Raw genomic sequence first — 14,543 nt, forward strand, 5'->3', positions numbered from 1 at the left:
CGTCGGTGTCACCGGAGTCGTCGGTGTCACCGCAGTGGTCAGAGGAACGACCGGATCTCGATCGTCTCGTCCCGACCGGGACCGACCCCGATCGCCGAGACCGGCGCGCCGGACATCTCCTCCACGGCCCGGACGTACTCCCGTGCCGCGGGCGGCAGCTCGCCGAGGGACCGGGCCTTGGAGATGTCCTCGCTCCACCCCGGCAGGTACTCGTAGACCGGCTGGGCGTGGTGGAAGTCGCTCTGGCTGTACGGCAGCTCGGTGACGCGCCGGCCGTCGATCTCGTACGCCACGCAGACCGGGATGCGCTCGAAGCCGGTGAGGACGTCGAGCTTGGTGAGGAAGAAGTCCGTCAGCCCGTTGATCCGCGTCGCGTAGCGGGCGATCACGGCGTCGAACCAACCGCAGCGGCGGGTGCGCCCCGTGGTGACGCCGAACTCGCCGCCGACGGTGCGCAGCCGCTCGCCGTCCGCGTCGTGCAGCTCGGTGGGGAACGGGCCGGCGCCCACGCGCGTGGTGTACGCCTTCAGGATGCCGATGACCCGGCCGATGCGGGTGGGGCCCACGCCGGAGCCGGTGCAGGCGCCGCCGGCCGTCGGGTTGGAGGACGTCACGAACGGATAGGTGCCGTGGTCGACGTCGAGCAGCGTGCCCTGGCCGCCCTCGAAGACGACGACCTTGCCGGCGTCGATCGCCCGGTTGAGCACGAGGGCGGTGTCGGTGACGTACGGGGCGAGGCGTTCGGCGTGGCCGAGCAGCTCCTCGACGACCGCCTCGGGGCCGATCGCCCTGCGGTTGTACAGCTTGGCGAGGACCTGGTTCTTGTAGTCGAGGGCGGCCTCGACCTTCTGCCGCAGGATCGACTCGTCGAACAGGTCCTGCACGCGGATGCCCACCCGGTTGACCTTGTCGGCGTAGGCCGGGCCGATGCCGCGTCCGGTGGTGCCGATCCTGCGCTTGCCGAGGAAGCGCTCGGTCACCTTGTCGAGGGTCTGGTGGAACGACGTGATGAGGTGGGCGTTGCCGCTGATCAGCAGGCGGGAGGTGTCGATGCCGCGCGCGGTGAGGCCGTCGAGCTCGGCGAAGAGGATCTTCAGGTCCACCACGACGCCGTTGCCGATCACCGGGGTGCAGGTGGGGGAGAGGATGCCCGAGGGCAGGAGGTGCAGCGCGTACTTCTCGGTGCCCACGACCACGGTGTGGCCGGCGTTGTTGCCCCCCTGGTACCGGACCACGTAGTCCACGGAACCGCCGAGCAGGTCGGTGGCCTTGCCTTTGCCCTCGTCACCCCACTGAGCACCGAGCAGCACAAGTGCGGGCACAGGCGTACACCCCTTTCGAGCGGGGAAGCTACGAGAGTGCTGCCCCGGACCGACGAAACCCCTGGCGCAATCGCGACAGGGGCTCTTGCACAGCGAGCTTACGGGACAGACTGCCGGGAGGCGAACAGGTGCTCATCGTGATCGATCCGATGGCCCGGCGCGCCGACGGCGAGTCGGTGCGGATCGCCAGGGACGTGCTGTGCGCGGGCGCGGCCGACGCCACGGTGTGCGTGCTGGACCGGCCGCAGTCGATCGCGCGGGCGCTGGCCCGACGGCTCGGGCGCGACGGCCAGCGGGTGGTGATCGTCGGGGACGACCGGGCGCTGCTGAACGCGGTGCGCGTGCTGCACCTCCACGGTCAACTCGGCAGCAGCCCGCTGGCGGTGGTGCCGGTCGGCGCCGCGCCCTCGGTCGCGGTGGCGCGCGCGCTGGGCGTGCCCACGGACGCGGTGACCGCCTCCCGGACCGCGCTCAGCGGCACCGACCGCCGGTTCGACCTGCTGACGGACGACACCGGCGGGGTGGTGTTGGGCGCCCTCGGCATCCCCGCGCCCGGCGGGGTGCTGCCGGCGCTGCCGTTCATGCGGCGGCACGCGCAGCGGCGCCGGCTGCGGGTGGAGGCGGACGGGCGGGTGCTGGCGGACCTCGACCGCCCGGTGGCGGGGGTGTCGGTGCGGGCGTCGGGCGGCCTCGCGGAGGTGGTGGTGCGGCAGTGCCCGGCCAGCGACGACGTCACGGCCCGCGCCACCTCGGTCACCGTCTCGGGGCCCGCGTTCAGCTACCGCGCCAACGCAGTCACCCAGGGGCCGACGCGCACCCGCACGTGGACCGTCTGTCCCGACGCGCTGCGCCTCACGATGCCGGCGCCCCTGAGCGACCCGCCGACGACGGCGCCGGCCGGTCCGGTGCCGGGTCCACGGCCTCGCCAGCCCTCCCCCTGACCTCGCCGGCCTCCCGCGCCTCGCCGCCCGCCGTCGCCTCGCCGTCACGGACGCCGTCGCCGAGGCCGCCGTCGTCGTCGCCGAGGACGCGGCCGGACTCGCCCGACGCACCGGCCGCCGCCCCGCCGAACGGGCGGGGCTGCCGCTGGCGCCAGCGCTCCAGCATCGCGGCGAGCTCCTCGTCGAGGAAGCTCATGAACTCCGCCATCTCCGAGAGCCGCTCCCGCGCCGCCGACTCGGTGGAGACCACCCCGAGGCCGGCGCGCAGCGTCTCCTGCCAGCGCTTGATCGTCACGTCCCGCCCGGTCATGGCCTCGTACCAGATGTGGGCGTTGAGGCGGTACCGCTCGCGCCGGGAGCCCGGCTGCCGCTCCCTGCCGAGCAGGTGCATCTGCGAGAGGTAGCGCACCGCGCCGGAGATCGCGGCCGGCGAGACGTGCAGCCGGCTCGCGAGGTCCGCCGAGGTCAGCGCGGGCTCGTCGGCCACCATCAGGCAGGCGAAGACCCGGGAGGCCATGCGCTGCATCCCGGCCTCCACGAGATCGGAGGCGAGCCGCTCCACGAACGCGGCGGCGGCGGGGGAGAGCTCGCCCGACGGCTCCTCGGCGGGCTCGGGCGGCCCGACAGGCCCGGCTGGCCCGGGTGGCTGGGGGGCGGAACGTCGATCAGTCACGCCACCATCCTCTCAACGCCGTTCGAACGCAATATCTTAACGGGTTCGTAACTTCAGAAATTCCTGAAAATACAGTAGCTTCCTCTTCATGATCCAGGCTACACATGACGCTGCCGACGCGGCCATCGCCGTGTCCGGGCTGGTCAAGACCTTCGGTTCCACACGTGCCCTCGACGGGCTCGACCTCGAGGTGGCCACCGGGGAGGTCCACGGCTTCCTGGGGCCGAACGGCGCCGGGAAGTCGACGACGATCCGCGTCCTCCTCGGCCTGCTGCGCGCCGACTCCGGCACCGTCCGCATGCTCGGCGGTGACCCCTGGAGCGACGCGGTGGCGCTGCACCGGCGCATCGCCTACGTGCCGGGCGACGTCGAGCTGTGGCCGAACCTCACCGGCGGCGAGGCCATCGACCTGCTCGCCCGGCTCCGCGGCGGTCTGGACACCGCCCGCCGCGCGGAGCTCGTCGAGCGCTTCGACCTCGACCCGAGCAAGAAGGGCCGCACCTACTCCAAGGGGAACCGCCAGAAGGTCGCGATCGTCGCCGCCCTCGCCTCCCACGCCGACCTGCTACTCCTCGACGAACCCACCGCGGGACTGGACCCGCTGATGGAGGTGGTCTTCCAGGACGTCATCAAACAGGCCACCCAGGAGGGCAGGACCGTGCTGCTCTCCAGCCACATCCTCGCCCAGGTGGAGAAGCTGTGCGACCGCATCAGCATCATCCGCCTCGGCCGCATCGTGCAGTCCGGCACCCTCCAGGACATGCGCCACCTCACCCGCACCACCATGGAGGTGGAGACCGCCAAGCCGGCGACGGGGCTCGCGGAGCTGCCCGGCGTCCACGACGTGCGCACCGAGCACGGCAGGACCCACCTCAGCGTGGACGGCACCCACCTGGAGGCCGTCGTCAGCCACCTCAGCGGCTTCGGCGTCCGCTCCCTCGTCAGCCACCCGCCGACGCTGGAGGAGCTCATGCTGCGCCACTACGGCGACGAGCTCGCCGCCAACGGGCACGCCAACGGGCAGCCCGCCGCGGCCGACGACGCGTCCGGGGCCGCGCGATGACCGCCACCGCCGTCGGGAAGGCGCCCACCGCCAGCCCGACCCCGCCCTCCGCCCGCGACACCGCCCTCGCGGGCACGTGGACGCTGCTGCGGTTCGCGCTGCGCCGCGACCGCGTCCGGCTGCCGGTCTGGGTCCTCGCGCTGTGGCTGACCGTCGTCTCCTCGCTGTCGAGCTTCGAGACGAGCTACGGCGAGCCCAGCGACCAGGCGGAGCTCGCCCAGACCGTCAACACCCCGGCCATGCTGGCCATGACGGGCCCCGAGCACTACCTCACCGACTACAACCTCGGCGCCATCACCGCGCACCAGCTGCTGGCCTACACGGCCATCGCCGTCGGCATGATGAGCGTGTTCACCGTCGTCCGGCACACCCGCACCGAGGAGGAGACCGGCCGGGCCGAGCTGCTGCGCTCCAACGTGGTGGGCCGTCACGCCCAGCTGACGGCCGCGGTGACACTGGCCACCCTCGCCAACCTCGTGCTCGCGCTGGTCCTCGTCGCCACCATGGCCACCAGCGGCCTGGACGGCATGACCACCGGCGGGGCCTGGCTCTTCGGCGCCATCCACCTGGCCGCCGGCGTGCTGTTCGCGGCCGTCGCCGCCGTCGCCGCGCAGATCACCCCGTTCTCCCGCGGCTCCACCGGCATGGCGCTGGCCTTCGTCGGCCTCGCCTTCGTGCTGCGCGCCGCCGGTGACACCGGCGCCGACGCGCTGTCCTGGCTCTCCCCCATCGGCTGGGTGCAGCGCACCTACGTCTACGTGGACGACCGCTGGTGGCCGCTGCTGATCGTCCTCGCCTTCTCCGCCGTCGCGCTCGCCACGGCGTACCGGCTCAGCGCCCGACGCGACGTCGGCGGCGGGCTGCGCCCGCCGCGGCCCGGCCGCCCGACCGCCTCGCCGCGCCTGGCGACCCCCGTCGGCCTCGCACTCCGCCTCCAGGCCGGGGTGCTGATCGGCTTCGCCGTCGGCATGCTGCTCTTCGGCATGATGTACGGCTCCATCCTCGGCGAGGCCGAGGAGATGCTGGAGGACATCGACCAGCTCCAGGAGTCCGTGGCCGAGCTCGGCGGCGACCTGACCGAGGGCTTCGCCTCCGTGATCATGAGCTTCCTGGCCATCATCACCGCCGCGTTCTCGGTGATGACGGTGGGCCGGGCCCGGTCGGAGGAGACCGGCGGCCGGGCCGAGCCCGTGCTGGCCACCGCCCTCTCGCGCGACCGCTGGGTCGGCGGCCACGTCGCGGTGTCGCTGGCCGGCGGCACGCTGGTGCTGGTGCTCGGCGGACTCGGCTTCGGGCTCGCGGGCGCCGCCTCGGTCGGTGACGGCGAGCTGCTGTGGAAGCTGACGGGCTCCGCGCTGGCGTACGCGCCCGCCCTGTGGGTCACCACCGGGATCTCGCTGGTGCTCTTCGGCTGGCTGCCGCGCCTGAGCGCCCTGGCCTGGGCGGTGCCGATCTACTCCTTCCTGGTCGTCTACCTGGGTGAACTGATCGACATGCCCGACGGGCTGACGAACTTCTCGCCCGTGGGGCACGTGCCGCAGGTCCCGGCCGCCTCGTTGGAGTGGACGCCGCTGCTGGTCATGACCGTGCTCGCCGGGGTCCTGGTCTGGCTGGGGCTGCTCGGCTTCCGCCGCCGTGACCTGGAGTCGAAGTAGGCCCGCGTGGGCCTCGTGGGCCTCGTGGGCCCGCGTAGCTCCGCGGGGCCCGCGTAGCCCAGGGGCCCGCCGTGGCGCGGGCCCCCGCAGAACCGAGACCGGTCGCCGCCGTTTCCCCCGGGCGGCGGCCGGTCTCACCCGTGGGGACCCACTCCGGGTGCGCGCTCGGACACGGGCTGTTGGCATGGGTGACAGCCCGTCACGCGCCCGCGCGTGAGCGCATCGACCCGGAAGGTCAACGAACCCCATGACCCGCACCACGCAGCACTCCACGCGTCCGCACCACACCTCCCGCCGTCTCCCCCGCACCGCCGGCCGTGGCCTGGCCCTCGTCGGCGCGACCCTCCTCGGGCTCGCGCTGACGGGACCGGCCGCCGCCACCGCCCACGGCGACGCCGACCGTGAGGTCGCCGTCAGCGCGGGCAACGTCGAGAGCGACCGCGACCGCGTGGCCCAGGACGGCACGTCGTCCCTCCTGTCCATCAGCCCGTCCTCGGGCGGCGCCGGCTCCACCGTCACCATCACCGCCGCCTGCCAGCCCAGCAGCCCGGCCCGTTCCGACGCCCTCCAGGAGAGCGTCTCGCTGCGGGAGTCCAACGGCGTCTGGACCGGCACCGGCACCATCAGGACCAGCGGCCTCGCCGTCGGCAGCACCTACCAGTTCACGGTGGTCTGCGCCGACGGGAGCACGATCTCCGCGCCCTTCACCTTCACCGCCGCCACGCCCACCGGCGGTGCCTCGGCCGGCTTCGGCGGGCAGAGCACGGGCGCGGCGGGCACCAGCGGCTCCACCCAGGCCACGGCGCTGGCCGTCGGCGGCGGCGTGGCGGCCGTGGGCGCGGCCGCGTACGTGTTCCTCTCCCGTCGCCGTCGCTCCGGCAACCACTCCTACTGAAGGCCCCGGCGTGACCAGAACCCCACGACGCGTCGCGGCCCGCCTCGCCCGTCTGGCCAGGCTGCTCGGCAGCCTTCCCGGCCGGGCGTGCCGGGCCGTGTGGGCTGGGCTGGTCCGCCTGGTCCTCGCCCCGGTGCGGGGGGCCAGGCGGCTGGCCGCCTGGTTCGTCGCCGGCCTGGCCGCGGTGGTGCGCCCGGTCCGTGCCCTGGCCCTCGCCCTGGCCGGCGCCTCGGCCAGGACCGGCCGGGCCACGGGCCGGGCCACCGGCCGGGGCGCCGCCCGCTGCCGCCGGGGCGCGGGCCGCTGCTGGCGGTTCGCCGCCCGCTGCGGCCGGACCGTCGCCGCCCCGCTGCGCCTGCTGAGCACGCGCGGCGCGCGCAACCGCCACCAGCGGCTCGCCGTCCGCAGCCGTCGTCTGGAGGTGGCGGCCGTCGTCGTCACCGCCACCGTCGGGGTGCTCGCCGGAATCCACGGGCCCGTCGGCGGCGGAGGCGTCCGCGAGGCACGGGCCTCCAGCATGATCGCCGACGGGGTGTCGCGGCCCGGTGCCGTGGACGCCCCGGGGGCGCCGCCGAACGTCGGCTCCACCGCGAACCTCGACCCGTTGCTCGCCGGACAGCCGGCGACGCTCGTGGCCGCGCCGCTGGAGCGCTCCGTGCCGGTGCGCGTCCGCATCCCGCAACTCAACACCGACGTCGAGGTGATCGCCGCCGACCTCTCGCCCGACGGCGGCCCTCCCACGCCCTCGGAGGAGGACGCGATGCGGGCCGCGTGGTACGCCGGGGGCGTCTCGCCCGGCGAGCGGGGCGCCGCCATCATCGTCGGACACCTCGACACCTTCGACGGCCCGGCCGCGTTCGCCGGCCTCGGCCAGCTGCGGCCGGGCGAGACCATCGAGATCGTGCGGGCCGACGGGGAGACCGCCGTCTTCGCCGTCGACTCCGTCGAGCAGTACCCGAAGACCGCGTTCCCCGACGAGCGGGTCTACGGCTCGGTCAACTCCGCGCAGCTGCGGCTGATCACCTGCGGCGGGCGGTGGACCTCCGACGGGGGCTACGACTCCAACATCGTCGCCTACGCCCACCTCACGCCACGGAGCGCGACCCCCGTCACCACACCCTGACCGACGGTGCCGCGCCGGCCGGTGGAAGGGGCCGGCCGGCGAGGCGGGTCGGTCGGGGAGGCGGCTGGCTCGGTCGGCGAGGCGAGCCGGCCGGCGCAGGGAAGCCGCCTGTGAAGGGGAGCTAGCCGGCGAGCGTCTCCGCCGCCGTCGGCGAGCTGTCGCGCAGGAAGGTCGAGCAGCGCTCGGCCTCCTCCCGCTCCCCGATGGCCTCGGCCGCGCGCGCCAGCGCGTGCAGCGCGCGCAGGAAGCCGCGGTTCGGCTCGTGCTCCCACGGGACCGGGCCGTGGCCACGCCAGCCGTTGCGCCGCAGCGCGTCGAGGCCGCGGTGGTACCCGGTGCGGGCGTACGCGTAGGACTCGACGCCGCGGCCCCCGGCGAACGCCTCGTCCGCCAGCTGCGCCCAGGCCAGCGACGAGGCCGGGTGCCGCGCCGCCACCTCGCTGGCCGGCGTGCCCGCCGCCAGCAGCTCGCGCGGCGCGGGGTCGTCGGGCAGGCGCGTGGGGGGCGGGCCCTCCAGCAGGTTCTCTCCGGTCACCATCGCGGTCACTCCCTCCGCCTCAACGCAGCCGGTTGCCGGTGGAGCGCAGGTCGGCGCATGCCTCGGCGACGCGGGCCGCCATGCCCGCCTCGGCCAGCTTGCCCCAGCTGCGGGGGTCGTAGGTCTTCTTGTCCCCGACCTCGCCGTCGACCTTCAGCACGCCGTCGTAGTTGCGGAACATGTGGTCCGCGACCGGGCGGGTGAAGGCGTACTGGGTGTCGGTGTCGAGGTTCATCTTCACCACGCCGTTGGCGAGGGCGGTGGCGATCTCCTCCTTCGTGGAGCCCGAGCCGCCGTGGAAGACGAAGTCGAACGGGTCCTGCTTGCCGAACTTCTCCGCCACGCCGTCCTGGAGCTCCCGCAGCAGCTCGGGGCGGAGCACGACGTTGCCCGGCTTGTACACGCCGTGGACGTTGCCGAAGGAGGCGGCCAGCAGGTACCGGCCGCGCTCGCCCAGGCCCAGGGCCTCGGCGGTGCGCAGCGCGTCGTCGACGGTGGTGTACAGCTCGTCGTTGATCTCGTGGCTGACGCCGTCCTCCTCGCCGCCGGTCGGCGTGATCTCGACCTCCAGGATGATCCGGGCGGCCGCCGCCTTCGCCAGCAGCTCCTCGGCGATCGAGAGGTTGTCCTTCAGCGTCTCGGCCGAGCCGTCCCACATGTGGGACTGGAAGAGCGGGTTCTCGCCCCGGGCGACCCGGTTCGCGGAGATCTCCAGCAGCGGGCGGACGTACCCGTCGAGCTTGCCCTTGGGGCAGTGGTCGGTGTGGAGCGCGATGTTCACCGGGTACTTCGCGGCCACGACGTGCGCGAACTCCGCCAGCGCGACCGCGCCGGTGACCATGTCCTTGCTGTACTGACCGCCCAGGAACTCCGCGCCGCCCGTGGAGATCTGGACGATGCCGTCGCTCTCCGCCTCGGCGAAGCCGCGGAGCGCGGCGTGCAGGGTCTGCGTCGAGGTGACGTTGATGGCGGGATAGGCGAACTGTCCCGCCTTGGCCCGGTCGAGCATCTCGTTGTAGACCTCTGGGGTCGCGATGGGCATCTGTCCACTCCTTCAGACTCGAAGCGCCTCGCGCCCATCCTCCCAGACCCCGGCCAGCGGCCCCTCGCGCGTCCAGCCACCGGGCGGCCCACGCGGACGCCCGGCGACGAACGGCCCCGGGCGGGCCACCGGACGGGCCCTGCCGGCTGTCCCGCCATCACCGTCGGGCTCGCGCCCTCCCGCGGCTCCCCTCCCTCAAGGCCCCGCCGGGGTCCGGACGGTGCGCCAGAGGCTTCGGGCGCCGGGCGGCGCGGGCCGTGACGGTTCGGTCGCAAGGCCCCACGGCCCGTCCGGTGGATCCTCGTGGCCCAGCCCGCGGCGTCGGACGCGGCCCGTCGCCAGGCGGAGGACGTCCCCGGACCCGCTGAGCGGTGAGGGCGCCTCCCGCACCGCGCGGCGGGGCGTGGGGAAGTCCCTGGGCGGCGGCCCGGCGACGCGGTCGGCCGGGAAACCGGCCAGCGCGGGCCGCGGCGGCCCCGGACGACGGGCCCCAGGCCGTGTCGTTCGGATCTTGGTGGATCAGGCCGACACGGCCTAGCCGAGGCCGAGGTCGGCGGCGTCGAAGGCGTGGAGGTAGGGCAGGCCGGCGCGCTCGACGGCGGGCGCGGCGCCGCGCTCCACGATCACGGCGACGCCCGCCACCACGGCCCCGGCCTCGCGCACGGCCTCGACGGCCGTCAGCGCCGAGGACCCCGTCGTCGAGGTGTCCTCCACCACCAGCACGCGCCTGCCGGCGACGTCCGTCCCCTCGATCCGCCGCTGGAGGCCGTGGGTCTTCTGCTCCTTGCGCACCACGAACGCGTCGAGCCGCCGGCCCCGGGCCGCCGCCGCGTGGAGCATGGCGGCGGCCACCGGGTCGGCGCCCAGCGTCAGGCCGCCGACCGCGTCGAAGTCCCACTCCTCGGTGAGGTCGAGCATGACCTGACCCACCAGCGGCGCGGCCTGGCCGTCGAGGGTGACGCGGCGCACGTCCACGTAGTAGTCGGACTCCTGGCCGGAGGAGAGGACCACCCGGCCGTGGACGACGGCCTTCTCCCGCAGCTGCGCCCGCAGCCGCTCCCTCAGCCGCTCGCGCGGCTCCTCGCGTCCACTCACGTTCATGGCATCCGACATGGCATCCGACCCTACGCGAGCCCCACGGTCCTCACGCCGGCGACCGCCACGACCAGGTGGTGGCGATCTCCAGCGGCTCGATCGGGGTGACGAGCCGGGGGTGGGTGTTGAGGCCGTTGGGCGGCCCGGACTGCGGCTCGACGCAGACCGCCTCGGGCAGCTCGTCGTAGACGACGACCCACTCGTCGCGGCTGGCGACGGTCAGCTCCAGCTGGCCCGGCCAGGTGAGCCGGACCGAGACGCCGTCGGGCATGCCGAAGCAGTCGTCCCACGGGCCGGGTCCGGGCTCGACGCGGCGCCCGGTCGGCAGGTGGTCCTCGCCGCGCTCCTCCTGCCAGGCGGCGTCGAAGTCGATCTCGACCTCCGGTCCGCCCGGGGTCAGCGACCGCAGGAACCAGGGGTGCCAACCCGCCTGGGCGGGGAAGGAGTCGCCGGCCGTCTCCACGCCCAGCGTGAGCGTGACGCCGCCGCCGTCCTCGGCGAGCTCCACGGTCTGCGTCACCCGCCCCCGGTAGGGCCACGGCTCGTCGAGCTCGCAGTCGAGCCGGGCGGAGGTGGCGTCGGCGTGCAGGGTGCGCCACGGGAGGTGGCGGACGGTGCCGTGGATGGCGTGGGGGGCCGCGTTGATCGGCAGCTGGTGGCGGCGGGCTCCGTTGAGGAAGACGCCCTCCCGGGTCCGTCCGCACCAGGGCACCATCAGGAAGCTGCCGAACCGCTCACCCTGCCGCAGCAGCTCGACGCCGCCGACCGTGAGCGAGGCGATCCGCCCGCCCTGGTCGGGCCGCAGCAGCAGCTCGGTGTCTCCGGCCCTGAGGCGCACGCCGAGATCGGTGGAGGGTTCGGAAGATGATGTGGTCACCATATGACGATAACGATCCGGTGTCGGCGACGCGAAGGGCGCCCCCGGGCGCGTCGTCGGCCGCCACGGGAGAACACCAGGCGGGGCCGGGCTGCCACCGGGCCGGGCGGGGACGCCGCGAGCCGTGCTCCGGCGACACGCGAGTCAGGCGCGAGTCATGCGAGTCATACGCCAGCCGCGCGCGAGGCGGCCCGGGGATCAGCGCCCGCGCTGCCGCAGCAGGCGGCGACCGATGACCACGGCCGTGGTGATCGCGACCGCCGCCACGGGCGCGGCCCAGCGCAGCGTCGCCGCCGCCGAGGAGCCGTGGCCGGGCGTCGGCGCGGGGGCGTACCGGCCGCGGGGCGGGGCGTGGTCGACCTCCTCGGCGCTGCGGCCGATCATGGTGCGGCGGGCAACGTCGGCCTCCGGCTCGGGCGGGACGTCCGCGCGGGCGAGGTCGTCGCTCAGGTCCTCGTCGAACGTCTGGGGCAGCGCGTCGCCGTCCTCGACCTCGCTCGGCTCCCCGAGCTCCCCCGCCTCCTCCAGCTCGTCCAGCTCGCCGAGCTCCCCCAGCTCGCCGAAGTCCGCGAGCTCGCTGAGCTCCACCGCCTCGACCTCCTCGGGTGCCGTGTCGGGCGCGGTGTCGGGGGCCGTGTCGGGCGCCGGGATGGCGGGGATGGCCGGCTCGTTGTCCTCGGGGCCGCCGATCCCGCCGACGGCCGGCTCGACGGGCGGCGCCGCGGGAGGCGTCGCGGGAGGCGCGGCCGGGGGCACGAGGCCGCTCAGCTCCTCGGCGAACGCCTCGGCGAAACGGTCCAGCAGGCGGCGGCCGACGGCCTCCCGCTGCTCGGGCGTGGCGCCCGTGATCCGACCCGTGCCCGCTACCTCGCCGTCGAACGCGAGGGTGCTGCCGGTGCCGTCCGCCACGGGCCGGGCGGTCACGGTCAGGGAGAGGCGGACCGTGCCACCGCCCCGGGCCTCCGCGCCCGTGCCCTCGACGACGAGGCGCTCGCCGTCGGCCGCGAGGGCGAGGTCGCCTCGGTAGGTGATGGTGGAGCCCGCGATCCGCACCCGCAGGCGGGCGTCCTTCAGCGGCTCCTCGGGGCCGGGCTGGAAACCCGGCAGGCAGCGGGCGACGCGGGCCGGCTCGGCGAGGGCGCTCCGCACCACGGACGCGGAAAACGGGACATAGACCTCGTGCACCATGCGGCGGAGCCTACCCAGCCCCCGCGACGGGATCACTCATCTCCTCACCGTCTCCTCACCACGGGCCCTCCGTCACCGGTCTCCCACCCGCTCCTCCTCCCCCGCTCCCGCCCGGCCGCCCGCCCCGTCCGTCACCGGCCCGCCCACCCGGCTGTCCGCTCACCGGCCACCCACGTGTCCGCCCGCCCCGCCGCCGGTCTCGCCCTCCGGCTCCTCGTGGCCGGCCGCCGCGCACGTGTCGCCGCCCCGGCCCTGCCCTTCCCGGCACTCCTCCAGCGCCCGCCCCGCCGCCCGCTCCACGGACCCCACGAAGGCGACGCAGACGAGCAGCGCCGCCAGCACCACGGCGTTGACCGCGTAGAGCCGGCGGCGGGCGCGGCGGCTGAGGTCGCGGCGGAAGAGCCACAGCACCACCGCGCCGCCGGCCAGCACGTTGACCGCGCCGGTGACGATGGGGGCGGTGAGCTGGCCCAGCCACGGCAGCAGCAGGAAGGGGAAGGCGAGCCCGCCGAGCAGCGCCCCCACGTAGTCGGCGGCGGTGAGGTCGGCCAGGGCGCGGCCCGGGTCCTGCCGGCGGATGCGCTGGATGAGGGTCATCAGCAGGGGCATCTCGGCGCCGATGAGCACGCCGATCACGAGGGAGAGGCCCACCAGCAGCGGCCTGGACTCGCCGAAGGCGACGAAGCACAGGTGGAGGGTGATCGCCGAACTGCCGCCGACGAGCGCCAGCAGCGCCTCGATCAGCCCGAAGTTGAACGAGGCCCGCCGGCGCAGCCGTTTGGCGCCGAGCGACCCGATGCCCATCGCGAAGACCATCAGGGAGAGCACCACGGAGGTGTGCGTGACGGTGTCGCCGACGAGGTGGTCGGCGAGGGCGATCAGCTCCAGCTCGTACACCAGTCCGCAGGCGGCGCAGACGAAGACGGCGAGGAGGACCAGGAGCCGTCCGGTGCCCGGCGGAACGGGCAACTCGGCGTCCGCGCCCCTGTCCTCCGCCGCGGCGCCGCTCGCGGACATGGGCTCTGACGTCTCGATCATGAACCGACGTTACGTCACACTTCAGAGTTAATTTGTCACCCACAGGGGTGGATTACTGGTTATCTCTCGCTATGGGAGCGTCGATCGGTGCACGGTCATCGACGCGTGTGTCTGCGGTGCCCTGAGGGCCTCGTGCGGCGTCCACGCGGAGGCCGTCGCGGCACTGCCGGCGGCCGAGGCCGGCGTCACCGCGGCGCGACGCTCGTCGCGCCGTTGACACAGCCGGGTCCTCGTCGCGACGAGCCGACGCTCCTGGGGGTAGGTGTGCCAGGTACGCCAGTGCACCTGGGGACCCTGGCGCTGGGCGAGCAGGGCGGTGAAGGCGTTCGGGTCGCCGGGGAAGACGCCGGCGAGGCCCTGGGGGTGGTCGGCGACGAGCGCGAGCAGCTCCTGGGCCCGGCCCATGAAGGAGCCGGCGCCGAGGGTCTCCACCCGCGCCGCGAACTCGTAGTCGAAGTTCCCGAGCCGCTTGGAGACGCCGAGGGGGAGCGGGGTGGTGCTGCCGGGTATGCAGGCGACCGTCTCGGAGCAGTCCCCGGCGGGGGACTCCAGCAGGACCTGGTGGGAGGCGCCGAGCACCCGCAGCTGGACGCGGGCCTGGACCAGGTCGAGGTCGAGTGTGGCGAGGGAGGGGAGGGGGCCGCGGCCGAGGGCCCAGGCGAGGTCACTGGCCCTGGTGTCGGTGAAGGAGGTGTGGATGGTGGTGAGCATGGGTCGGCTCCCGCGCGCAAGCGGTTGAGTGGGTCCGGACCGACATCACCGAATCACGGAACTCCAGGCCACCACAGCGTTTTTACCCAACTTCGCCGTGTTTCCATCCGCCCGGGGTCACGGGGGCTCAGGTGTTCCCCGACCTCACGGTCGTATAACGAACACACGTGCCAGGTCTACGCGCGTCCCGAGCAATGAAAGGTCCCTTTTGAGAGGAAATGACACGACAAGATGGTAACGGCTCAGCCTGTTTCACATCTCGGCTGCACAACGGTCACCGAGGTGCACTTGTTCACGCTCGATTCTGTGAGGAAGCTCTCCGCAACTTCACACCCGAAGTCACACACCGCGGAAGGCCCGAGATGACCCGATTCGGCACAAC

13 protein-coding genes and 1 pseudogene are annotated in these 14,543 nt (G+C 74.2%); 5 read left to right on the top strand and 9 right to left on the bottom strand.

Features of this window, described 5'->3' with window-relative positions; all coding sequences use genetic code 11:
* Positions 1–38: 38 nt before the first annotated feature.
* Positions 39–1,322, bottom strand: coding sequence for an adenylosuccinate synthase (locus ACTWP5_RS00340; RefSeq protein WP_443218579.1), 1,284 nt, complete (start codon positions 1,320–1,322; stop codon positions 39–41).
* A 149-nt stretch (positions 1,323–1,471) separates the two neighbouring features.
* On the opposite strand from ACTWP5_RS00340, the gene ACTWP5_RS00345 reads away from it, so the two are divergent.
* Complete coding sequence (locus tag ACTWP5_RS00345; RefSeq protein ID WP_443218913.1) at positions 1,472–2,263, top strand: diacylglycerol kinase; 792 nt, start codon at positions 1,472–1,474, stop codon at positions 2,261–2,263.
* On the opposite strand, the gene ACTWP5_RS00350 is transcribed toward ACTWP5_RS00345, so the two are convergent.
* The gene (locus ACTWP5_RS00350) at positions 2,175–2,936 is read right to left on the bottom strand and encodes a GbsR/MarR family transcriptional regulator (RefSeq protein WP_443218580.1); all 762 of its coding nucleotides are present in this window, start codon (positions 2,934–2,936) and stop codon (positions 2,175–2,177) included. The two genes, ACTWP5_RS00345 and ACTWP5_RS00350, sit on opposite strands and share 89 nt — an antisense overlap.
* Before the next feature lie 88 nt (positions 2,937–3,024).
* On the opposite strand from ACTWP5_RS00350, the gene ACTWP5_RS00355 reads away from it, so the two are divergent.
* The 4 genes from ACTWP5_RS00355 to ACTWP5_RS00370 all read left to right on the top strand — a co-directional run bounded on the left by ACTWP5_RS00355 (position 3,025) and on the right by ACTWP5_RS00370 (position 7,672).
* Positions 3,025–3,999, top strand: coding sequence for an ATP-binding cassette domain-containing protein (locus tag ACTWP5_RS00355; protein WP_443218581.1), 975 nt, complete (start codon positions 3,025–3,027; stop codon positions 3,997–3,999).
* Positions 3,996–5,654: an ABC transporter permease gene (locus ACTWP5_RS00360; RefSeq protein ID WP_443218582.1), complete on the top strand. Its 1,659-nt coding sequence runs from the start codon at positions 3,996–3,998 to the stop codon at positions 5,652–5,654. The genes ACTWP5_RS00355 and ACTWP5_RS00360 overlap by 4 nt, the downstream gene beginning before the upstream one ends.
* Positions 5,655–5,901: 247 nt before the next feature.
* Positions 5,902–6,549 (top strand): hypothetical protein, encoded by a 648-nt coding sequence (locus ACTWP5_RS00365; protein ID WP_443218583.1) that lies wholly within the window; start codon positions 5,902–5,904, stop codon positions 6,547–6,549.
* Between the two features lie 10 nt (positions 6,550–6,559).
* Complete coding sequence (locus tag ACTWP5_RS00370; protein WP_443218584.1) at positions 6,560–7,672, top strand: class F sortase; 1,113 nt, start codon at positions 6,560–6,562, stop codon at positions 7,670–7,672.
* A gap of 121 nt (positions 7,673–7,793) precedes the next feature.
* Here the strand turns inward: ACTWP5_RS00370 and ACTWP5_RS00375 are convergent, their stop codons facing one another.
* The 7 genes and pseudogenes from ACTWP5_RS00375 to ACTWP5_RS00405 all read right to left on the bottom strand — a co-directional run bounded on the left by ACTWP5_RS00375 (position 7,794) and on the right by ACTWP5_RS00405 (position 14,161).
* On the bottom strand, positions 7,794–8,210 hold the full coding sequence (locus tag ACTWP5_RS00375) for a DUF3151 domain-containing protein (RefSeq protein WP_443218585.1): 417 nt from the start codon (positions 8,208–8,210) through the stop codon (positions 7,794–7,796).
* A gap of 19 nt (positions 8,211–8,229) precedes the next feature.
* Entirely contained in the window at positions 8,230–9,252 is a 1,023-nt protein-coding gene (fbaA, locus tag ACTWP5_RS00380; protein WP_443218586.1) for a class II fructose-bisphosphate aldolase, read from the bottom strand.
* 534 nt (positions 9,253–9,786) lie between these two features.
* Positions 9,787–10,365, bottom strand: a complete 579-nt coding sequence (gene pyrE, locus ACTWP5_RS00385; RefSeq protein ID WP_443218587.1) for an orotate phosphoribosyltransferase — start codon at positions 10,363–10,365, stop codon at positions 9,787–9,789.
* Between the two features lie 31 nt (positions 10,366–10,396).
* Entirely contained in the window at positions 10,397–11,227 is an 831-nt protein-coding gene (locus ACTWP5_RS00390; protein WP_443218588.1) for an aldose epimerase family protein, read from the bottom strand.
* A gap of 195 nt (positions 11,228–11,422) precedes the next feature.
* Positions 11,423–12,412, bottom strand: a complete 990-nt coding sequence (locus tag ACTWP5_RS00395; protein WP_443218589.1) for a hypothetical protein — start codon at positions 12,410–12,412, stop codon at positions 11,423–11,425.
* Positions 12,413–12,592: 180 nt separating this feature from the next.
* Positions 12,593–13,450 (bottom strand): annotated as a pseudogene (locus ACTWP5_RS00400) (spermidine synthase); the annotation flags it as partial.
* Positions 13,451–13,519: 69 nt separating this feature from the next.
* Positions 13,520–14,161: a DUF2617 family protein gene (locus ACTWP5_RS00405; RefSeq protein ID WP_443218590.1), complete on the bottom strand. Its 642-nt coding sequence runs from the start codon at positions 14,159–14,161 to the stop codon at positions 13,520–13,522.
* Between the last annotated feature and the right edge of the window lie 382 nt (positions 14,162–14,543).

Origin of the sequence: Streptomyces sp. 4N509B (assembly GCF_052245655.1) — a bacterium.
Lineage (GTDB): Bacteria > Actinomycetota > Actinomycetes > Streptomycetales > Streptomycetaceae > Streptomyces.

What these genes read in the sequence shown, in the direction of transcription:
- ACTWP5_RS00375 (WP_443218585.1), bottom strand. Translation starts at nt 8,210, where the DNA reads ATGGTGACCGGAGAGAACCTGCTGGAGGGCCCGCCCCCCACGCGCCTG.
- ACTWP5_RS00365 (WP_443218583.1), top strand. Translation starts at nt 5,902, where the DNA reads ATGACCCGCACCACGCAGCACTCCACGCGTCCGCACCACACCTCCCGC.
- ACTWP5_RS00395 (WP_443218589.1), bottom strand. Translation starts at nt 12,412, where the DNA reads ATGGTGCACGAGGTCTATGTCCCGTTTTCCGCGTCCGTGGTGCGGAGC.
- ACTWP5_RS00390 (WP_443218588.1), bottom strand. Translation starts at nt 11,227, where the DNA reads ATGGTGACCACATCATCTTCCGAACCCTCCACCGATCTCGGCGTGCGC.
- pyrE (WP_443218587.1), bottom strand. Translation starts at nt 10,365, where the DNA reads ATGTCGGATGCCATGAACGTGAGTGGACGCGAGGAGCCGCGCGAGCGG.
- ACTWP5_RS00405 (WP_443218590.1), bottom strand. Translation starts at nt 14,161, where the DNA reads ATGCTCACCACCATCCACACCTCCTTCACCGACACCAGGGCCAGTGAC.
- ACTWP5_RS00360 (WP_443218582.1), top strand. Translation starts at nt 3,996, where the DNA reads ATGACCGCCACCGCCGTCGGGAAGGCGCCCACCGCCAGCCCGACCCCG.
- ACTWP5_RS00345 (WP_443218913.1), top strand. Translation starts at nt 1,472, where the DNA reads ATGGCCCGGCGCGCCGACGGCGAGTCGGTGCGGATCGCCAGGGACGTG.
- ACTWP5_RS00355 (WP_443218581.1), top strand. Translation starts at nt 3,025, where the DNA reads ATGATCCAGGCTACACATGACGCTGCCGACGCGGCCATCGCCGTGTCC.
- fbaA (WP_443218586.1), bottom strand. Translation starts at nt 9,252, where the DNA reads ATGCCCATCGCGACCCCAGAGGTCTACAACGAGATGCTCGACCGGGCC.